A 20,352-nucleotide genomic window follows, 5' to 3' on the forward strand; every position below is an offset into this window, starting at 1 on the left:
GATCGAAGCAATGACCATGGGAGCGACGACCGCCATTTGCTCCCTAAAGAGCATTGAAACAGCCCTAAGTCCCGGACGAAAATCCGGGATTTTTCATTTCCGCGTCGGTCTTTTGCATGTTTTTGAGTCTAAAAAGGTACACGCGGGACGCTTTTGCCTCTATGGTGCCCGCGCGTTAACCTGGGGGAAACGCCAAACTGAGAAAGTTCTTATATAACCGTAAAGCGGCGTATGCATAAAAGAACTGGTCCGAGGAAGGGTATTGCGTATCGGCGAGCAGGCACCGTAATGGCGGTTGCGGCAGCGATTGTGCTCGGCCCGCTCTATGCCGGAAACGCCTTTGCCTTCAAGCTGTTCGGCATGACGCTTTGGGGCGAGGACGATACGACGGATGAGGTTTCCGATCCCGTCCATTACACCGTCGATTTCAAGACTGATAATCTCGACAAGGATCTCAAGGAGGCTCTGACCGAGAGCTCCATGCTGGTTTCGGACAAGAAGAAACCAGTCTCCGGCGATCTCGGCGTCGTCATCAAGGCGCGCGATGATCGCGACCGGTTGATCGCCACTCTCTATGAAAAAGCGCGCTATGGCGGCGTGGTCACCATCACCATCAATGGCACCAATCTCGATGCGCTGCCGCCCAATCCCACCTTCGGCCGTTCGAAACCGGTCGCCGTCACCATCAGCGTCGATCCCGGCCCGATCTTCACGCTCGGCAAGATCAGCCTGCTCGGCGACGCCCGCAGCCTCGATCCCGCCAGCTATGGGCTTGTGCCCGGCGGCGATGCCGGCTCACTGACGATCCTGAAGGCCGGCGACAAGATCGTTGCCGACTTCAAGAACCAGGGCCATCCGCTCGCCAACCTGATCAAGCGCGATGTTGTCGCCGATCACGACACCCAAAGGGTCGATGTCTCGCTGAGCGTCGAAAGTGGTCCCATGGCGCCCATCGGCAATGTCGGCGTCAGCGGCCAGAAATCGGTCGATCCGGATTTCATCAAGCGCTATGCCCGCATCAATGAGGGCAAGCCCTATTCGCCGGACGAACTGAAGAAAGCATCCGACCGCCTGCGCAAGCTCGGCGTCTTTTCCAGTGTCACCATCCGCGAGGCCGACAAACTCGCCCCGGACGGCAGCATTCCCATGACCATCGAAGTGTCCGAGGGCAAACAGCGCTATTTCGGCGTCGGCGCGCAATATTCCACCATCGACGGTTTCGGCGTCCAGGGCTATTGGGGCCATCGCAACCTGACCGGCCGGGCGGATTCGCTGCGCATCGAAGGATCGGTTTCCCGTATCGGCGAAACGACGGATGTCGGCCAACTCGACTATAGCGCCGGCATTACCTATGTCCGGCCCGCGACCTTCTATCCCTCGGCAACCTTCACCGCCGGCCTGAAGATGCAAAGCCTGCATCCGGACGCCTACGATGCCAATACCGTCACTGCGAGCGCCGACCTTGCCTACGAGCTGTCAGATCAGGATACCGTCTCCGGCGGCGGCGAAGTGAGCTATGAGCAAGACACCACCGACGCCTATGGCGATCAGAAATTTCTGACGCTGGCGATCCCGCTGGAATATGTCAGGGACACGCGCGACAACAAGCTGGATCCGACCGAGGGCTACCGCGCCTCGATCAGCGCCAAGCCGAGCTATGAAACAATGGGCGGAACGGTGTTCAGCTCCTTCGAGGGCTCGATTTCCGGCTATCAGGGCGTCGGCGCCAACGATAATGTCGTCTTCGCCGGAAAGCTTTCCCTCGGCTCGCTGATCGGTTCCAACGGTATCTCGGATATTCCGGCGACCCGGCGCTTCTATGCCGGCGGTGGCGGCTCGGTGCGCGGCTACGCCTACCAGGAAATCACACCCTATAACTCCAATGGCGATGCGCTCGGCGGCCGCTCCTATGCCACTGCCTCCATTGAAGCCCGCGTCAAGATCACCGACAAGATCGGCATCGTGCCCTTCGTCGACATGGGCAGCGTCACCGGCAGCACTTTTCCTGACTTTTCCGATGTTCGCATTGGCGCGGGCGTCGGTGTGCGCTACGCTACACCCTTCGGTCCCATCAGGCTCGACGTCGCCGTCCCTCTCAGGAAATATGAGAACGGTACGGCATACGGCATCTATGCCGGCATCGGTCAGGCCTTCTGACAAGCCGTACAGTCGCAGACGGTTCAGCACGCGGTTAGAAAAATTGAGGTTACTGTCGCTCTCATGAGCATGTTGATTCGAATTGTCGGGAGATTGGTGCGCCTCATCGCCTATGCGGTCGTGGCAGTCCTCGTGCTCGCGATCGCCGCCGTGCTCGTCGTCGGCTTTGTGCCGGCCGCGAGCAGCTATGCCGTCGATCAGGTAGCAAAGCTCGTCTCGACGCCTGACCAGACCATTACGATTGCCGCGCCGTCTGGCCTCTTGACCGGTAACCTCCGTGTCGGTTCGATTGCGGTTGCCGATACCAAGGGCACGTTCGCGAAGGTCCAGAATCTCGCCGTCGATTGGTCGCCGATCTCGCTGCTGACCGGCACGTTCCATGCTGAGCGCGTTGCCGCCGACGCCGTCGATTTTCAGCGCTTGCCGGTTTCCACGGCAAAAGCGTCGGCGGAGCCGCAGGCGACGACTGAAAGCAAGGGCTTTTCTCTGCCCATCGCTGTCGATATCGGCGCCATCGCCTTGCCGAATCTTCGCATCGGGCAGGCCGTTGCCGGCCAGGATTTCGCGCTTGCCGCCAGTGGCAGCGTCAAGGCGAACAGCAGCAGTGTCGACCTCATCCTGGATGCCAATCGCCAGGATGTCCCCGATGCCAAGCTCTCCACCAATATTGCCTTTGCTCCGGCCGAAAACCGCCTGAACCTGAAGGCCGAAATCGCCGAACCGCGCGATGGCATGCTCGCCGGAATGCTGCATCTGCCGGGTGGCCCGGCGATCAATATCAACCTCTCCGGCGAAGGCCCCTTGTCGAACTGGGCCGGCAAACTGCAGGCCGCGCTCGACGGCAAACCGACGGTATCGATCGATGGCCGTCACGCCATCTCTGCCGACGGGCTGCATCATATCGACGTCAAAGGCGGCGGCGACGTCGATTCGCTGTTGCCGCCGACCTTCCGACCCCTCTTCACCGGCCAGACGACGATCGACCTTGCCACCACCTTCGACGGCAAGGGCAAGATCGACATCCAGACCGGCAATCTCGCCACCGGCAGTGTCGTCATCGCCGCCTCCGGCACGCTCGATCCCGCCGGCAACAACAGCCTCAACGCCAACCTGCTCGGCACATCAGGGCCTGTGGATTTCCGCTGGCCGATGGAAGGCGGTGAGGCACGGGCGATGATCTCGCGTATCGATGTCGCGTTGACGGGCCAGGCGCAGGCGGTGAAGATCGACGCCAAGGCTTCGCTCGACAGCGCCAGCACGCCACAAGGCCATATCGGCCAGGTGAACCTCAGCGCCAAGAGTGACGCTTTCAACCTGACCAGCGGCTCCGGCCCGCTGCAGCTTCGCCTCGTGGTCGGCCAGACCGCGTTCATCAGCCCCGATCTCAACCGCTTGATCCGCGCGCCGGTCGCGCTGACGGCGCCCCTGCAGCTTTCTCCCGACACGATCGGCTTCAACAATACGACGCTGGAAAGCGCCAGCATCGGCGGCACCGTCAATGGCAAATATACACTGTCGTCGAAGTCGCTCACCGGCAACTTCAAGATCTTTGCCCTGCCCGCCGTACTGCCGGACGGAGTGTCCGATAAGTTCGAGGGGACGATTTCACTCGAAGGCCAGGTCGCCGGCACGGTGCCGACGAAGATGAATCTCTCCAACCTGGCCCTGAAATCCAATGTCGGCGAAATCAACGGCAGTGCCGCGCTCGATGGCCAGACTCTGACATCGGAGATCACCGGCAAACTGCTCGATCTCTCCAAGCTCGTTCCGAATGCCGAAGGACAGGCGGACATCGGCCTCAAGGCCAAGGGTCCGCTGGCCGCGCTCGGCATTGACGCGACGGTAAAGGCCGTCAACGTCAAGTTGGCAGGCCGCCTGCTGGACACGCTCGATATAGCGCTCACCGGAACCGCCGATCCGAATGCGCCGCAGGCGAGTGTACGGGCAAACGGCGCCATCGACGGCAAACCGATCAGCATTACAGCCGATGCGACCTCGCAGAACGGCCGCACCAGCGTTCCGAAGCTCGCCGTCGAAGTTGGCGCCAACAAGCTGCAGGGCAATCTGGATCTTTCGCCAAGTTTCGAACCCTCAGGCGCGTTGACCTTCAATCTGCCTGACCTCAGCCTGCTTGCCGCCCTGGCCGGACAGAAGGCTGACGGCGATCTCAAAGGCTCGATCGATCTCTCCAGCGCCAATGGCAAGATCGGCCTGAAGGTCGATGCGAGCGGCAACGGCATCCGCCGCGACGATCTCTCGATCACCAAACCGGCCATCGCGTTGACCGTCGATGATCTCAAGGCCTTTTCTGCCAATGGCAGCATCCGCGCCGACGCCATCGCCTCCGGCGCCAACCGCATTACCGATCTCGGGCTGACGTTCACGCAGCAGGGCAACCGCACGGTTTTCGATCTCAAATCGAACTATGACAATGCGCCGCTGACCGCCAATGGCAATGTCGAAACCGGCGGCGGCCAGACGGTCGTCAGCCTCGACAATTTCGCCGGCGCGCCGCGCACCATCCCGGTCAAGCTGGCATCGCCGACCAAGATCGTCGTCAAGGACGGCACGGCAACACTGAGCGGCCTGACGATCCGGACCGGCAGCGGCTCGGTCACGGTCAGCGGCACGGCCGGACAGATGCTGAATATCACCGCCGAGATCGCCAACCTGCCCGCCAGCCTTGCCAATGTCTTCGCGCCGACGCTTGCGGCAGAAGGCGCGATTTCCGGCAAGGTGACGGTGACCGGCAAGCCGGCAGCACCCGTCGTCGCCTTTCAGACCAATTGGTCGGGTGCGGCGACCAGCCAGACGAAATCTGCCGGCCTCGGCCCGCTCGGCATCAAGGCGAACGGCCGGTTCGCCAACAATAGCGTCACCATCGACACGAACCTCACGGGCCAGAATGGCCTAGCGCTCAACGGCGGCGGCACTGTCGCCGTTGCCGGCAACAAGGCCTTGGCGATGAAATTCTCCGGCACCCTGCCCTTCGACGCGGTGGCCGGACAGCTTGCCGCGCAGGGTCTCAGCATGACGGGCGCAGCAAAGATCGATATTCAGATCGCCGGCACGACCGCGGCACCCGCCGTCACCGGCACCATCTCCACCGATGGCTCCAAGCTCGTCGATGTCCGCCGCAACCTCACCCTCAACGGCCTCGCCGTCAGCATTACGCTCGACGGCAGACAGGCAGTGATCTCGCGGCTCAATGGCAATCTCGCCAGCGGCGGCAGCGTATCGGCAAGCGGCACGGTCGGCATTGCTCCGGACAGCGGCTTTCCCGCCGATATCCAGTTGAAATTCAATGATGCCACCTATGTCGACGGCACGCTGGTGACTGCGACCATCAACGGTACGCTCGCCATCAAGGGTCCATTGCTGACTGCACCGGTGCTCACCGGTAGTCTGAAGCTCAGCAAGGCATCGATCACCGTGCCGGAAAAGCTGCCGGCCTCGCTGTCCGAGATCAATATCAAACACAGGAACGCACCGGCCGCCGTCAGCGCCCAGTTCAGGGACCAGAAGCCGCAAGGCCCGCGCGATAAGTCCACCACTCTCGGCATCGACCTGCAACTCGACGCGCCCTCGCAGATCTTCGTCCGAGGTCGCGGCATCGATGCGGAACTCGGCGGTAACATCACTGTGCGCGGCACGGCAGCGGATCCGATCGTCTCCGGCGGTTTCACCATGAGGCGCGGGCGCCTGACCATCCTCAGCCGCCGCCTGGATTTCACCAATTCCAGCAAGATCACCTTTGGTGGCGACCTGACGCCCGCCCTCGACATGGAAGCGACGTCGAGCGTGAATTCCACCACCATCACCGTCGACGTCACGGGTCTGGCGACCGACCCGAAAATCAGTTTTTCCTCCTCGCCTGCCCTGCCGCAGGATGAGGTGCTGGCGCAACTGATCTTCGGCCAATCAATGTCGAAGCTTTCGGCCCTGCAGATCGCCCAGCTTGCCGATGCCGCAAGCCAGCTCGCCGGCGGCCGCTCCACCTCCTTGTTCGAGGGCCTGCGCAGCCATCTCGGCGTCGACGATCTCGACATCACGACCGACTCGAAGGGCCAGGCCCAGGTCGGCGCCGGCAAATATCTGAACAAGCGCACCTATATCGAGCTGCAGCAGGGCGCCTCCAACAACACCAAGGCGATCATCAACCTCGACGTCGGACGCGGCGTCAAGCTGCGGGGCGCAGCCGGCTCGGATGGCGCAGGCGAAGCCGGGATTGTTTATGAGCATGAGTATTGAAGGGCTCACGCGACTTTCTCTTCAAGCCGATCCGCGGCCACCTCGCCCTTCGAGGCCTTGCCGCTTTCGCTAACGCTCAAACGTCAAAGCACCTCAGAGTGAGGTGGAGAGAGTTTTGGGCGCGCGCAAAAGATCAGTCCTCACCCTGAGGTGCGGAAGCCTCCTGAGCTTGTCGAAGGGGCTGGAGCCTCGAAGGGCGAGGACGGGTGGTCTCCCCCTGGCAAGGATGATCAAAACCCCATCTTGCTCGTCTTCAGCAAGATATTGGACTCTGTCGTGTTGATACCGTTGATCAGGCGAATCCGGCGCAGCGTTTCGTCGAAGGAGGCGAGGTCGCGGTCTTCCAGTTCGGCGATGAAATCCCATTTGCCGTTGGTGCTGTGCAACGCCCTCACCTGCGGCAGGCCGCGAAGCTGATCGGCGACCTTATCCGCCAATTTGCCGAGCACCTCGATCATGACGATGGCGCGCACGCCGGCGGAGCGGGTCTCGTGGCCGGTTCGGATGGTAAAGGCGGTGATGGTGCCGTTGTCGACTAACCGTTCGATGCGCGCCGTCACCGTGGCGCGCGAGGCGCCCGTCGTTGCCGCCAGTGATGAGACGGAGGTGCGGGCATTGTGGCGCAGCGCGCTCAGGAGGTCGCGATCAAGGTCATCCATGGGCTTATCATTCTGCTAAATCATACTAGTCAATCTGTCGAAGACTACTCGATTTTTGACAATTTTCCATCTTTTTGCTGTCATCTCCCTCGTTGATAATCGGGATCAACAACCAACCTGAATCTGGGATAACGCACAGGTCTTTCCGAAAACCGCTTCGTATTTTTCGGGGCCAATTGCTGATTGGAGCGCTGCCGATGAACGTAGAATCCACATCCATCACCCTGATCGGCGTTCCGCTCGAGGAAGGCTCCGGCCGCCGCGGCGCCGGCATGGGCCCGACAGCCCTGCGCATCGCCGGCATCGAGACGATGCTGACCGAACTCAACCATCGTGTCACAGACAGCGGCGACCTGCATCCGGCCCCCGCCGCCGATCTGCCGGACCATCCGAAGGCACATAATCTGAAGGTTGTTGGCGCCTTCACCCGTGCCCTGGAAGCCAAGGTCTACGACGTTGCCTCATCCGGTAGCTTTCCGCTGATCCTGGGCGGTGATCACAGCCTCTCCATGGGCAGCGTCTCCGGCATGGCCCGCCATGCCGCCGAGGTCGGCCGGCCGCTGTTCGTGCTCTGGCTGGATGCGCATTCGGACTTCAACTCCCCGGCCACATCGCCGTCGGGCAATATTCACGGCATGCCGGTCGCCTTCTTCTGCGGCGAAGCCGAGATTGCGGATATCCTGCCGGCCTCCCGCCCGCTGGTCGATCCGAAGAAGGTATTCCAGGTCGGCATACGCTCCGTCGACCCGCACGAGCGCCAGGAAATCCGCGAGCACGGCGTCAACGTCTTCGATATGCGCTCCCTCGACGAGCAGGGCGTGGCCGCGATCATGCGCCGGGTGCTCGATACGATCAGCGCCGCCAACGGCCTGCTGCATGTCAGCTTCGACGTCGATTTCCTCGATCCGGATATCGCGCCGGGTGTCGGGACGACGGTACCCGGCGGCGCGACCTTCCGCGAAGCCCATCTCATCATGGAAATGCTGTCCGACAGCGGCCTCGTCTCGTCGCTCGATCTGGTCGAGCTCAATCCGTTCCTCGACGATCGCGGCAAGAGCGCCCGCGTCCTGGTGGAAATGACGGCGAGCCTCTTCGGACGGCGCATTTTCGATCGCCCGACAAGGGCAGCATAGGTCTGGGGGGAAATTATCATGAGCGTATCGACCGATCTCATCGCCACCGAACAGCGCCTCGGCGCCCATAATTACAAGCCGCTCGACGTCGTGCTGACCCGCGGCGAAGGCGTCTATGTCTGGGATACCGACGGCAAGCGCTATCTCGATTGTCTCTCTGCCTATTCGGCGGTCAACCAGGGCCATTGCCATCCGAAGATCCGCGAAGCGATGATCGAGCAGGCCGGTAAGCTGACGCTTACCTCCCGCGCCTTCCGCAACGACCAGCTCGCCTATCTCTACGAAGAGTTGGCGGCGCTGACCGGCTCGCACAAGATCCTGCCGATGAACTCCGGCGCCGAGGCCGTCGAGACGGCGATCAAAGCCGTGCGCAAATGGGGCTACGAGGTGAAGGGCGTTCCGGAAAACCAGGCGGAAATCATCGTCTGCTCCAACAATTTTCACGGCCGGACGCTCAGCATCATCAGCTTCTCCACCGATCCGGATGCCCGTACCGGCTTCGGCCCCTATACGCCAGGCTTCCGCACCGTTCCCTTCGGCGATGCCAACGCCCTTGCCGCAGCTATCAACAAAAACACCGTCGCAGTGCTGATCGAGCCGATCCAGGGCGAGGCTGGGGTCATCATTCCCGCACCCGGCTACTTCACCCGCGTGCGGGAACTCTGCACCGTCAACAACGTCACCCTTATCCTCGATGAGATCCAGACGGGCCTCGGCCGCACCGGCAAGCTGCTCGCCGAAGAGCATGAGGGCATCGAGGCCGACGTGACGCTGATCGGCAAAGCCCTGTCGGGCGGTTTCTACCCCGTCTCCGCCGTGCTCTCCAATTCTGAAGTCCTCGGCGTCTTGAAGCCCGGCCAGCATGGTTCCACCTTCGGCGGTAATCCGCTGGCCTGCGCCGTCGCTCGCGCCGCGCTGCGCGTGCTCACCGAGGAGGGCATGATCGAGAATGCCGCCGTCATGGGCGATTATTTCCTCGAAGGCCTACGTTCGATCCGCTCGAATATCGTGAAGGACGTGCGCGGCCGCGGCCTGATGATGGCAGTAGAGCTGGTGCCGGAAGCCGGCGGGGCACGGCAATATTGCTATCAGCTCAAGGATCTCGGCCTGCTCGCCAAGGATACGCACGATCACACGATCCGCCTTGCGCCTCCATTGGTCATCACCCGCGATCAGGTCGATTGGGCGCTGGAACAGATCGATAAGGTGCTGGCTCAATAGGCCAGCCCTTGGAGCCTGATCCAAAATTAAGTTGAATGGTATCAGCGGCTTATTCTTGACGGATGCCCAATTCGTTGATTCTGCGGTTTTGCTAAATACCGGAGGAGATCGGTAGCGTCTCAGTTTGAATTTCCGCTTTCGCTCCATTCCTCGCCATCCACGTGCCGGTTATTCCATGTCAAACCGCAAGATCGGACGAGCGCGCTTAAGCCATAAACGCCTAACTGATGCCGCTACGGAGTAAAGGACGATGAAGGCGGCATTTCAAAACTATCATGCTCGAATGCAACGAGTTCTGGAATATATCGACCAGCATCTCGATGACGATCTCAATCTTGATGTTCTGAGTAGTATCGCGGCCTTCTCGAAGTTTCATTTCCACCGGCAGTTCACGGCGACCTTCGGGTTGTCCGTGCATCGCTATGTCCAGCTCGCCCGCATGAAGCGCGCTTCATACCGGCTGGCCTATCGCGACGCCCAAAGCGTCACGGACATAGCGATGGATGCCGGCTACGATGCACCCGATGCCTTCGCCCGCGCCTTTCGGCAACGGGTCGGGCAATCGCCTTCGTCGTTCCGAAAATCTCCCGATTGGGAGCCGTGGCTTGCCGCTTTTGGCCCTCTCGACAATGCACGGAGCAAACTTATGCAAAAGACCTTTACCCCCGACGACGTGACGATCCGCGAAGTGGTCTCGACCCCCGTGGCAATCATGGAGCATCGGGGCGATCCGGCGATGATCGGCGCGACGATCCAGCGTTTCATCGCGTGGCGCAAGGCGACCGGCCTGACTCCAAAGACAAGCCCGACCTTCAACGTCTTCCACTCCGATCCGCACACCACGCCCCAGTCCGAGTACCGGATGGACTTATGTGTCGGCATCGACCGGTCGTTCGAACGGGAAGACGGGCAGATCAAGGCTGGCGTGATCCCCGGAGGCCGCTGCGCGGTGCTGCGGGTCGTCGGCAACACCGGCAATCTGGAGCCTGCCGCGCTCTACCTGTATCGCGAGTGGCTTCCAGCCAGCGGCGAAGAAACACGCGACTTCCCGATCTATTGCCAGCGGCTGAGCTTCTTCCCGGAGGTGCCGGAGCATGAGGCGGTCGCAGAGTTGTTTTTGCCCCTGAAATAACGAATTCTGGCGAAGGCTTGTCCTTTCCGATCGCCAGAGGCAGACAAGCCGCTAACCGACAAGTCAAAGTTCAAACTGAGACACCACCAGGAAATTGACGATGTGGACCGACACCACTCGGGTGCAGTATGCCCGCGCGGAACTGAATTTGCCAAGCGATTTGACCGATGCCGAATGGGCGGTTCTGGAACCGTTTTTCCCGCCACCGTCCTATGTCGGGCGCCCACGCAAGTGGCCGCTGCGGCGGATTGTTGAAGCGATCCTCTATCTGCTGCGCGGTGGCCTGCCGTGGCGGATGCTGCCGCCCTGCTTCCGCCGGCCTCGACGGTGCGGCGCTGGTTCTACCTGTGGCGGGACAATCGGCTGTGGCTTTCGCTCAATCATGCTCTGTTACTGATGGCGCGCGAGGCGGCGGGTCGGGAGGCCAGCCCAAGCGCGGGTGTCATCGACAGCCAGAGGGTCAAAACCACGGAAAGCGGCGGGCTTCTAGGCTATGATGCGGGCAAGAGGATCAAGGGCCGCAAGCGCCATATCCTCACCGACACCGATGGCAATCTGGTTCACGCCGTGATTCACACCGCCGACATCCAAGACCGCGACGGTGCACCGATGGTGCTGGCCGAAATCATCCGGCGCTTCCCGTGGCTGCGCCATGTGTTCGCAGATGGCGGCTATGCCGGCGACAAGCTGAGGGACGCACTGCGCCGGATCGGCAAATGGACTGTAGAGATCGTCAAACGATCCGATACCGCCAAAGGCTTCGTGATCCTCCCGCGTCGCTGGGTGGTGGAGCGCACCTTGGCATGGCTGAGCCGAAATCGCCGTCTCGCCAAGGACTTCGAGCAAACCATCGCATCAGCAACCGCATGGCTCTTCATCGCCTCGATCCAGCTTTTCGCGCGGCGTATCGCAAGATTATGAAAGTATGCGGAATAATTTTGAATCAGACTCTTAGAGCACTTCCAGGAAAAGTGCGCAGCGGTTTTCCGTCCGGAATGCGTCAAAACAAAGGGATAGAGCGGGAAAGCGATTCCGTGAAACGCTGAACCGCTCTAAAAAGACCGCAAGTATATCCTTCCGAAATCTCTTCTGCGGTTTAGGTTTGAGCAACATTCTTGCGCTATCTTCGTGATAGCGCGCCAGATTTGGCGCCATGCTTCAATGGAAAGAGTGTTCATGGCCACGATCAATTCCACCAGCTTCAGCGGCGACACTTTGGAGATCATTGCCTTCCGGCTTCATGATCAGGAGTTCTGCGTCAAGACCACCACCATCCGCGAAATCCGCGGCTGGGCGCCGTCGACGCCGATCCCGCATTCGCCGGCCGATGTGATCGGCGTCATGAACCTGCGCGGCTCGGTCATTCCGATCATCGACCTCGCCTACAAGCTCGGTATGAAGAGCACGGTCGCGAATGAACGCAGCGCCATCGTCGTCGCCGAAGTCCACAACATGGTCATCGGCATGCTGGTCGACCGCGTCTCCGACATCCTGACGATCTCCTCGAGCCAGGTTCAGCCGGTCCCCGAAGTCACCGCTTCCTTCGACCGCGCCTATTGCGAAGGCATCATCGCCACCGAAAGCGGCATGATCTGCTTCCTCAACCTCGCGAAGATGTTCAAGGAAAACGAAACGGACGAACTCGTCGCCGCTTAAGGCGATTTCGGGAAACGCGCCCAGCGGTTTCCGTCTGGAATTGGCAAAGAATAAAGATAAAGCCGCCGCGGTTTTCCGAGGCGGCTTTATTCATGCAATCAGTATGTCCGGGTTCAGCCAAACAGCGCGTATGTGCTCTTGATCGTTACCCAGACACCCCAAAGCAGCGGGATGCCGACGATCGCCCAAGCGATCAACGCCTTGGCGTCGAGACCGCCTGTTCCGATGCCGAAGGAACCGGCAGGGCCGGCGTTGGAGGCAGCGCTTTTCGCCTGCAGAGCCGCAACCTCGCCATCCGACATGAACCATTTGTCCGAAAGCGGCTTCACCAACGCATTGGCGATCAGGCCCAGTGCCAGCATGCCGGCGAGGATATACATGGTGAAGCTGTAAAGCTGCGCGCCTTCGACGCCGGCGGCCTTCTGCGCCTCACGGATATAATTGACCACCACCGGACCGATGATGCCAGCCGTCGCCCAGGCGGTGAGCAATCGGCCATGGATGGCGCCGACGAACTGCGTGCCAAAGATATCGGCGAGGTAGGCGGGAACCGTGGCGAAGCCGCCGCCATACATCGACAGGATGATGCACAATGCGCCGACGAACAGTACTTTGCTGTGAATACCTGCCGCCCACGGAGCAAGCGTATAAAGCGAGATGCCGAGGATGAAGAAGCAGTAATAGGTGTTCTTGCGGCCGATCTTGTCGGAGAGCGACGCCCAGAAGAAGCGTCCGCCGATATTGAATAGCGACAGCAGACCGGCAAAGCCTGCGGCGATCGCGGCAACGGCGGCCACTTGGTCCTTGCCGAGAGCGGCGAACTTCACGTCCGGCAGACCGATCAGCGCACCGCCGAAGATTTCCTGCAGCATCGGCGAGGCCATGCCGATGACACCGATGCCGGCCGAGACGTTCAGGCACAGCACGGCCCAGATCAGCCAGAACTGCTTGGTCTTGTGGGCATCGCGCAGATGCACATGCTTGGTCGTGATCATCGTGCTCTTGGCAGCGGGCGGCGTCCAGCCTTCCGGGCGCCAGCCGGCCGGCGGCAGGCGATAGCCGAAAGCGCCACCCATCATGAAGACGAAATAGATCGCCGCCATGACGACGAATGTCTGCCAGACTCCGACCGAACCGTCGCCGCGGAAGCTGGTCATCAGCAGGTTGGCGAGCGGCGCGCCGATCATCGCTCCTCCACCGAAGCCCATGATCGCCATGCCCGTTGCCATGCCGCGCCGGTCAGGGAACCATTTGATCAGCGTCGACACCGGCGAGATATAGCCGAGACCGAGACCTATGCCGCCGATCATGCCGGCGCCGGCCCACATCAGCCAGAGCTGGTGGAAAATGACGCCGATCGCGGCGATCAGGATACCGCCACACCAGCAGCAAGCCGAGACGACGCCCGCTTTGCGCGGACCGACCCGCTCCAGCCAGCCACCCCAGATGGCGGCCGAGGAACCGAGCAGCACGAAAAACAACGTATAGATCCAGCCAAGATCGCTGACGCGCCAATCGCAAGTGGTGGTGACGAGGGCAGAGAGAAGATTAAGGCTGGCGCATTCGGCCGCCGGGGTCGACGTACCGAGCGCTTTCGACAATGGCAGCCAGAAGACACTGAAGCCGTAAGCCATGCCGATGCAAAGATGGATCGCCAGGGCAGCCGGTGGCACCAGCCATCGATTGAAGCCGGGCTTGGCGATGATGCGCTCGCGATCGAGCAAACCTGATGTTACCGATTCTCTTGAAAGATCTGTTTCCGCAGTCGTCATGAACAACTTTTCCTTGATTCGAAGACTTAGGATTCGCAATTATTCTATTTTAAATTGTAACGACGAACAAATTTCGCCGCCCCATTATCGTACTACTAATACTTAATGATTAGAAGGATTAATCCTGTTTGACCGGCTCCGGCCTGTGGATCAAAGAGGCCGCTTCCAGCACCAGGGGATCCAGCCCGCTGTTTCCATTATCGATTATTTCGAAAAACTGCCGCCGCATCCGCGGCTCCCAGAATTTATTGATATGCGTCGCAACGCCTTGCGCTGCCTCATTGGCCGGCTGCGTTTTGAAGAAAGTGGCAATCTGGTTCGCCATATAGACGAGCTTGGCTGACGTTTTGCCGTGGTGTGTTTCGTCAGGCGACATCGGCGATGCTCCCTGGGGTAATGCGCTGCGGATGGGTGAAAATCTCGAAATCGTCGCCGCGCACCAGTGCCACCAGCGTCATGCCGGACTCCTCGGCTGTGCGGATGGCAAGTGCCGTCGGCGCGGAAATGGCAACGAGGACAGAGCTGCCCAATACTGCAGCCTTCTGCACCATCTCGACCGAAAGACGGCTGGTGACGGCAACGATGCCCTCGGAGCCCTCACGGCCGGAACGGATGATGGCGCCGCAGAGCTTGTCCAACGCATTATGGCGTCCGACATCCTCGCGCAGGGCGATCAATCCTTCGCCCGGAATATAAAAGCCCGCCCCATGCACGGCGCGGGTCTCGCGGTTCAACAACTGCGCATCGCTCAACAGAGCGACCGCTTTGATGATATCCTCATGGGAGACCGTCAGCGCGACCGCCGAAACATCCGGAACCTTGCGCACCGCCTGTTCGATCGATTCGATGCCGCAGAGCCCGCAGCCGACCGGCCCGGCCATATGCCGCCGCCGGACACGCAATGCATCGGCCGCGTCATCGACCAAGGTGATCTGCACATCGATCCCCCGCTCGTCCTCGACAGGCTCCACTGCGGCGATCTGATCGATATTGGTGATGATGCCCTCGGTCAGACTGAATCCGACTGCAAAATCGTTAATGTCGGCAGGCGTCCCCATCATCACCGCATGCGAGGAACCACCATAGGAAAAAGCGATTGGCACTTCTTCCGGCACGATGCGCGATCCAGAGCGGACAATGCCGTTGCGGCGCACGGTTTCGGATGCGGTGGTCGTGGGTTTGAAACGGGTCATGTAGCTGCGATACCAGCAATTTCTTGGGCAGGATCGCTCTGCCCTGCGACACCCACAGACAACGTTTCCAACGGGATAATGTTCATTATGTTGCGAGGAGAGTGCCACACATTAACGATCTCCCCCTTTGCGGGGGAGATGTCACGATGGTGACAGAGGGGGGTATCTCTCCACACACTCCGACTCACTCAGCCGCCTCCAGCTTCCCGGCAATCCGACGAGATTGCCGCGCCTGTTCGTCATAATCGATCTGCCATTGCGACGGACCGTTGGAGGGCGAGACCTGCACCGCCGTCACCTTGTATTCCGGGCAGTTCGTCGCCCAGTCGGTATAGTCCGTGGTGATGACGTTTGCCTGCGTGTTCGGATGATGGAAGGTCGTATAGACGACGCCGGGGGCAACGCGGTCGGTAATCAATGCCCTGAGCGTCGTATCGCCGGAGCGGCTGGCGAGCTTGATCCAATCGCCATCGCGGATGCCGCGCTGCTCCGCATCGTGCGGATGGATTTCCAGGCGATCCTCCGCATGCCACACGACATTCTCGGTGCGCCGCGTCTGCGCGCCGACATTGTACTGGCTGAGGATACGCCCGGTGGTGAGCAGCAGCGGGAATCGTGGGCCGGTACGCTCATCGGTCGGAACATATTCCGTGCGGATGAACTTGCCCTTGCCACGCACGAAGCCGTCGACATGCATGATCGGCGAGCCGAGCGGCGTCTTCTCGTTGCAGGGCCACTGCACGGAGCCCATTTTCTCGAGATAGTCATAAGAGACAAGCGCGAAGCTCGGCGTCGTCGCGGCGATCTCGTCCATGATCTCGGACGGATGCGCGTAGTTCCAGCCAAGACCCATGGCTTGCGCCATCTTCTGCGTCACTTCCCAATCGGCATAACCGTTGAGCGGGCTCATCACCCTGCGCACGCGGTTGATGCGGCGTTCGGCATTGGTGAAGGTGCCGTCCTTTTCCAGGAAGGTCGAACCGGGCAGGAAGACATGCGCGTAATTGGCGGTCTCGTTCAGGAAGAGATCGTGAACGACGACGCATTCCATCGCCGCAAGACCGGCGGCAACATGCTTGGTATCCGGATCGGACTGGAGGATATCCTCTCCCTGAATGTAGATGCCCTTGAACGTGCCCTCGACGGCGGCATCGAGCATATTGGGAATGCGCAAGCCGGGCTCGTTGTTGAGCTTCACGCCCCAGAGCTTTTCGAAGATATCGCGGGTCGCATCGTCGGAGATGTGGCGATAACCTGTCAGTTCGTGCGGGAAGGAACCCATATCGCACGAGCCCTGCACGTTGTTCTGACCGCGCAGCGGGTTCACGCCGACGCCCGGACGGCCGATATTGCCCGTCACCATGGCGAGGTTGGCGATCGCCATGACCGTGGTCGAGCCCTGGCTGTGCTCGGTGACGCCGAGGCCGTAATAGATCGCGCCATTGCCGCCCTTGGCATAAAGGCGGGCAGCGCCGCGCACCAGATCGGCGGGAACGCCGGTGTATTTTTCCGATTCCTCCGGGCTGTGCTGCGGCTCGGCGACAAAAGCGGCCCAATCTTCGAATTCGGACCAGTCACAGCGTTCGCGGATGAACTTCTCGTCGAAAAGGCCTTCCGTGACGATGACATGGGCCAGCGCCGTCAGCATGGCGACGTTGGTGCCCGGCTTCAGCGGCAGGTGATAGCTCGCCTCGACATGCGGCGTGCGCACCAGATCGATGCGGCGCGGATCGATGACGATCAGCTTGGCACCTTGACGCAGCCGCTTCTTCAGTCGCGAGCCGAACACCGGGTGACCATCCGTCGGATTGGCGCCGATGACGATGACGACATCGGAATATTCGACGCTGTCGAAATTCTGCGTGCCGGCCGAGGTGCCGAAAGCCTGGCCGAGGCCGTAACCGGTCGGCGAGTGGCAGACGCGGGCGCAGGTATCGACGTTGTTGTTGCCGAAGCCGGCGCGCACCAGCTTCTGCACTAGGTAGGTCTCTTCGTTGGTGCAGCGCGACGAGGTGATGCCGCCGACGGAGTCGCGGCCATACTGATATTGAAGCCGCTTGAACTCGGTGGCGATATGGGCAAAGGCCTCATCCCAGGTCACTTCGCGCCACGGGTCGGTGATCTTCTCACGGACCATCGGATTGAGGATGCGGTCCTTGTGGGTCGAATAGCCATAGGCGAAGCGGCCCTTGACGCAGGAATGGCCGCGATTGGCCTGGCCATCCTTCCACGGCACCATGCGTACCACTTCCTCGCCACGCATCTCCGCCTTGAAGGAGCAGCCGACGCCGCAATAGGCGCAGGTGGTGACAACGGAATGTTCCGGCTGGCCGATCGAAATCACCGATTTCTCGGTCAGCGTCGCGGTCGGGCAAGCCTGCACGCAGGCACCGCAAGAGACGCACTCGCTATCGATGAAATTCTCGTGCATGCCGGCCGAGACGCGGGAGTCGAAGCCGCGTCCCTCGATGGTCAGCGCGAACGTGCCCTGCACTTCCTCGCAGGCGCGTACGCAGCGGGAGCAAACGATGCACTTCGAAGCATCATAGGTGAAATAGGGATTGGACTCGTCCTTCGGCGCCCACTTCAGATTGATCTCGCCGTTGTCGCGTGCCTTGACGTGATTGTCGCCCTCGTAGCCATAACGCACATCGCGCAGGCCGACGGCGCCGGCCATGTCCTGCAATTCGCAATCGCCGTTGGCGGCGCAGGTCAGGCAGTCCAGTGGGTGATCCGAAATATAGAGCTCCATCACGCCGCGGCGGATGTCCTTCAGCCGGCCGGTCTGCGTGTGGACGACGATGCCCGGCGCTACGGGCGTCGTGCACGAGGCCGGCGTGCCGTTGCGGCCTTCGATCTCGACGAGACAGAGCCGGCAGGAACCGAATGCATCGATCATATCGGTGGCGCAGAGCTTCGGCACCTCAATGCCGGCTTCCATCGAAGCGCGCATGATCGACGTGCCTTCCGGCACCGTAATCTGGCGGCCGTCGATGGTCAGCGTCACCTGGTTTTCGGACTGGGAGGCGGGTGTACCGTAGTCGATTTCGTGAACGAGGGACATGGCTCTTACTCCGCCGCTTCGATCAAGGGAACCGGAGAAAAGTCCTCCGGAAAATGCGTCATCGCGCTCATGACGGGATAGGGCGTAAAGCCGCCGAGTGCACAGAGCGAACCAAATTTCATTGTGTTGCAGAGATCGGCAAGCAGGACCCGGTTCTTCTCCGGTTCGATGCCGCCTGCAATCTTGTCGACCGTCTCTACGCCGCGCGTCGAACCGATGCGGCAGGGCGTGCACTTGCCACAGCTTTCCACCGCACAGAATTCCATCGCGAAACGCGCCTGTTTCAGCATGTCGGCGGTATCGTCGAAAACCACGAGGCCGGCATGGCCAATCAGGCCGTCCTTAGCCGCAAAGGCTTCATAGTCGAACGGCGTGTCGAACAAGGCGCGCGGGAAATAAGCCCCGAGGGGCCCGCCCACCTGCACCGCCTTGACCGGTCGTCCCGTTGCAGTACCGCCGCCGATCCTGTCGACGATATCGCCAAGAGACAGGCCGAAGGCCGTCTCGTAGAGGCCGGCATATTTGACGTTGCCCGCGATCTGGAGGGGAATGGTGCCGCGCGACCGGCCCATGCCGAAATCACGATAGAAGGCTGCGCCCTTGTCCATGATCACCGGGACGGAGGCGAGCGAAATGACGTTGTTGATGACGGTCGGGCAGTCGAACAGACCCTTATGCGCCGGCAATGGCGGCTTGGCGCGGACCACGCCGCGCTTGCCTTCCAGGCTGTTCAGGAGCGCCGTCTCCTCGCCACAGACATAGGCGCCGGCGCCAGTGCGGATCTCCACATCGAAAGCCTTGCCGCAGCCGAGAACGGAAGGCCCGAGAATGCCGGCCTTGCGCGCGATCTCGACCGCCTCGGTCATCACGGCGATCGCATGCGGATATTCCGAACGCGTATAGACGAAGCCCTTGGTCGCGCCGGTTGCGAGGCCGGCAATCGCCATGCCCTCGATCAGTACGAAGGGATCGCCTTCCATGATCATGCGGTCGGCAAAGGTGCCGCTATCGCCCTCGTCGGCATTGCAGACGATGTATTTGCGGTCGCCCGCGGCGTCGAGCACCGTCTTCCATTTGATGCCGGTCGGGAAGCCCGCACCGCCGCGGCCGCGCAGGCCGGAGTCGGTCACTTCCTTCACAATGTCGGCCGCAACCATGCCGACGGCACGACGCAGGCCCTTCAGGCCACCATGGGCTTCATAGTCTTGCAGCGAAAGAGGATCGGTGACGCCGCAGCGGGCGAAGGTGAGGCGGGTCTGCTCCTTGAGGAATGGGAGGTTCTCGACCTCCCCAAGACAGAGCGGATGATCGCCGCCGGTGATCAGCCCGGCATCGAAGATACCAACCACATCCTTGGCCTTCATCGGCCCATAGCCGATACGCTTGCCGTCGACCTCGACTTCGACCAGCGGTTCCAGCCAGAACATGCCGCGCGAGCCGTTGCGCACGATCTGCGCATCAAGACCCCGGCCGGCAATCTCCTGCGCGACAGCCTTCGCCACCTTCTCGGCCCCGAGGGCAAGAGCGGCGGCATCGCGGGGGATGTAAATCTTCACCGTCATCGGCGCGCCTCCATCACGAGATCTTCGACGGCCTCATCATCCAGGCGGCCATGAAGCTCACCGTCGAGCATCGCCGACGGCGCACAGGCGCACAGGCCGAGACAGTATACCGGCTCCAGCGTCACGCCGCCATCCAGTGTCGTCTGGTGGAAATCGATGCCGAGCAATTGCTTGACCCGCTCGGCGAGCCGGTCGCCGCCCATCGACTGACAGGCTTCGGCGCGACAGAGCTTCAGCACATGACGGCCGGCGGGATGATCGCGATAATCATGGTAGAAGGTCATCACGCCATGCACTTCGGCGCGAGACAGGTTCAGCGCCTTTGCGATGAGCGGCAGCGTATCCTGCGGCACATAGCCGAACTCCTCCTGGATCCCGTGCAGGATCGGCAGGAGCGGCCCTTCCATCGACTTCATGCGGTCGATGATAACGCCGGCGCGGGCCGCGATCTCGCCCGAACCAAGATGCAAACTCATAAGCAGCCTCCCAGGCTTCTCCTCAGCGAACACGCGAACGCATGGCCAATGAAACAAAAATCGCAGGGAAGAGCGG

General features: G+C 61.2%; 14 protein-coding genes. 7 read left to right on the forward strand and 7 right to left on the reverse strand.

The window, feature by feature from the left end; all coding sequences use genetic code 11:
• Nucleotides 1-231: 231 nt before the first annotated feature.
• Nucleotides 232-2,157: an autotransporter assembly complex protein TamA gene (locus C9E91_RS17475; RefSeq protein ID WP_181316106.1), complete on the forward strand. Its 1,926-nt coding sequence runs from the start codon at nucleotides 232-234 to the stop codon at nucleotides 2,155-2,157.
• Between the two features lie 63 nt (nucleotides 2,158-2,220).
• A complete protein-coding gene (locus tag C9E91_RS17480) occupies nucleotides 2,221-6,408 on the forward strand; it encodes a translocation/assembly module TamB domain-containing protein (RefSeq protein WP_107109548.1) in 4,188 nt (1,395 codons plus the stop codon).
• A 230-nt stretch (nucleotides 6,409-6,638) separates the two neighbouring features.
• On the opposite strand, the gene C9E91_RS17485 is transcribed toward C9E91_RS17480, so the two are convergent.
• Nucleotides 6,639-7,067, reverse strand: coding sequence for an Lrp/AsnC family transcriptional regulator (locus C9E91_RS17485; protein ID WP_107109549.1), 429 nt, complete (start codon nucleotides 7,065-7,067; stop codon nucleotides 6,639-6,641).
• 197 nt (nucleotides 7,068-7,264) lie between these two features.
• Between C9E91_RS17485 and rocF the strand changes: the two genes are divergently transcribed.
• The 5 genes from rocF to C9E91_RS17510 all read left to right on the forward strand — a co-directional run bounded on the left by rocF (nucleotide 7,265) and on the right by C9E91_RS17510 (nucleotide 12,209).
• The gene (gene rocF, locus C9E91_RS17490; RefSeq protein ID WP_107109550.1) at nucleotides 7,265-8,200 is read left to right on the forward strand and encodes an arginase; all 936 of its coding nucleotides are present in this window, start codon (nucleotides 7,265-7,267) and stop codon (nucleotides 8,198-8,200) included.
• Between the two features lie 18 nt (nucleotides 8,201-8,218).
• The gene (gene rocD / locus C9E91_RS17495) at nucleotides 8,219-9,421 is read left to right on the forward strand and encodes an ornithine--oxo-acid transaminase (RefSeq protein WP_107109551.1); all 1,203 of its coding nucleotides are present in this window, start codon (nucleotides 8,219-8,221) and stop codon (nucleotides 9,419-9,421) included.
• A 250-nt stretch (nucleotides 9,422-9,671) separates the two neighbouring features.
• A complete protein-coding gene (locus tag C9E91_RS17500; RefSeq protein WP_107109552.1) occupies nucleotides 9,672-10,553 on the forward strand; it encodes an AraC family transcriptional regulator in 882 nt (293 codons plus the stop codon).
• Between the two features lie 100 nt (nucleotides 10,554-10,653).
• Nucleotides 10,654-11,474 (forward strand): IS5 family transposase gene (locus tag C9E91_RS17505; protein ID WP_107109553.1). Its coding sequence is split into 2 segments (ribosomal slippage): nucleotides 10,654-10,864 and nucleotides 10,864-11,474, totalling 822 coding nucleotides; the frame shifts between segments, so codons are not numbered across the junction.
• 255 nt (nucleotides 11,475-11,729) lie between these two features.
• Nucleotides 11,730-12,209, forward strand: a complete 480-nt coding sequence (locus tag C9E91_RS17510; protein ID WP_028751249.1) for a chemotaxis protein CheW — start codon at nucleotides 11,730-11,732, stop codon at nucleotides 12,207-12,209.
• 113 nt (nucleotides 12,210-12,322) lie between these two features.
• Here C9E91_RS17510 and C9E91_RS17515 read toward each other — a convergent pair whose 3' ends face one another.
• The 6 genes from C9E91_RS17515 to C9E91_RS17540 all read right to left on the reverse strand — a co-directional run bounded on the left by C9E91_RS17515 (nucleotide 12,323) and on the right by C9E91_RS17540 (nucleotide 20,276).
• Nucleotides 12,323-13,981 (reverse strand): OFA family MFS transporter, encoded by a 1,659-nt coding sequence (locus C9E91_RS17515; RefSeq protein WP_107109554.1) that lies wholly within the window; start codon nucleotides 13,979-13,981, stop codon nucleotides 12,323-12,325.
• 118 nt (nucleotides 13,982-14,099) lie between these two features.
• The gene (locus tag C9E91_RS17520) at nucleotides 14,100-14,357 is read right to left on the reverse strand and encodes a formate dehydrogenase subunit delta (protein ID WP_107109555.1); all 258 of its coding nucleotides are present in this window, start codon (nucleotides 14,355-14,357) and stop codon (nucleotides 14,100-14,102) included.
• Nucleotides 14,347-15,174 carry a formate dehydrogenase accessory sulfurtransferase FdhD gene (fdhD, locus tag C9E91_RS17525; RefSeq protein WP_107109556.1) on the reverse strand — a complete coding sequence of 276 codons (828 nt, stop codon included), beginning with the start codon at nucleotides 15,172-15,174 and terminating at the stop codon, nucleotides 14,347-14,349. The genes C9E91_RS17520 and fdhD overlap by 11 nt, the downstream gene beginning before the upstream one ends.
• A gap of 184 nt (nucleotides 15,175-15,358) precedes the next feature.
• The gene (gene fdhF, locus C9E91_RS17530) at nucleotides 15,359-18,238 is read right to left on the reverse strand and encodes a formate dehydrogenase subunit alpha (protein ID WP_107109557.1); all 2,880 of its coding nucleotides are present in this window, start codon (nucleotides 18,236-18,238) and stop codon (nucleotides 15,359-15,361) included.
• A 5-nt stretch (nucleotides 18,239-18,243) separates the two neighbouring features.
• Complete coding sequence (locus C9E91_RS17535) at nucleotides 18,244-19,800, reverse strand: formate dehydrogenase beta subunit (protein ID WP_107109558.1); 1,557 nt, start codon at nucleotides 19,798-19,800, stop codon at nucleotides 18,244-18,246.
• A complete protein-coding gene (locus C9E91_RS17540; RefSeq protein WP_107109559.1) occupies nucleotides 19,797-20,276 on the reverse strand; it encodes a formate dehydrogenase subunit gamma in 480 nt (159 codons plus the stop codon). The genes C9E91_RS17535 and C9E91_RS17540 overlap by 4 nt, the downstream gene beginning before the upstream one ends.
• Between the last annotated feature and the right edge of the window lie 76 nt (nucleotides 20,277-20,352).

The sequence above is a fragment of the Rhizobium sp. SEMIA4064 genome, assembly GCF_003025035.1.
Taxonomy (GTDB): domain Bacteria; phylum Pseudomonadota; class Alphaproteobacteria; order Rhizobiales; family Rhizobiaceae; genus Rhizobium; species Rhizobium paranaense.

Bases quoted from the DNA above. Each gene is read 5' to 3' on its own strand.
- C9E91_RS17535 (WP_107109558.1), bottom strand. From the start codon at position 19,800: ATGACGGTGAAGATTTACATCCCCCGCGATGCCGCCGCTCTTGCCCTC.
- fdhD (WP_107109556.1), bottom strand. From the start codon at position 15,174: ATGACCCGTTTCAAACCCACGACCACCGCATCCGAAACCGTGCGCCGC.
- C9E91_RS17475 (WP_181316106.1), top strand. From the start codon at position 232: ATGCATAAAAGAACTGGTCCGAGGAAGGGTATTGCGTATCGGCGAGCA.
- C9E91_RS17515 (WP_107109554.1), bottom strand. From the start codon at position 13,981: ATGACGACTGCGGAAACAGATCTTTCAAGAGAATCGGTAACATCAGGT.
- C9E91_RS17520 (WP_107109555.1), bottom strand. From the start codon at position 14,357: ATGTCGCCTGACGAAACACACCACGGCAAAACGTCAGCCAAGCTCGTC.
- rocF (WP_107109550.1), top strand. From the start codon at position 7,265: ATGAACGTAGAATCCACATCCATCACCCTGATCGGCGTTCCGCTCGAG.
- C9E91_RS17540 (WP_107109559.1), bottom strand. From the start codon at position 20,276: ATGAGTTTGCATCTTGGTTCGGGCGAGATCGCGGCCCGCGCCGGCGTT.
- C9E91_RS17485 (WP_107109549.1), bottom strand. From the start codon at position 7,067: ATGGATGACCTTGATCGCGACCTCCTGAGCGCGCTGCGCCACAATGCC.
- C9E91_RS17480 (WP_107109548.1), top strand. From the start codon at position 2,221: ATGAGCATGTTGATTCGAATTGTCGGGAGATTGGTGCGCCTCATCGCC.
- rocD (WP_107109551.1), top strand. From the start codon at position 8,219: ATGAGCGTATCGACCGATCTCATCGCCACCGAACAGCGCCTCGGCGCC.
- C9E91_RS17510 (WP_028751249.1), top strand. From the start codon at position 11,730: ATGGCCACGATCAATTCCACCAGCTTCAGCGGCGACACTTTGGAGATC.
- C9E91_RS17500 (WP_107109552.1), top strand. From the start codon at position 9,672: ATGAAGGCGGCATTTCAAAACTATCATGCTCGAATGCAACGAGTTCTG.
- fdhF (WP_107109557.1), bottom strand. From the start codon at position 18,238: ATGTCCCTCGTTCACGAAATCGACTACGGTACACCCGCCTCCCAGTCC.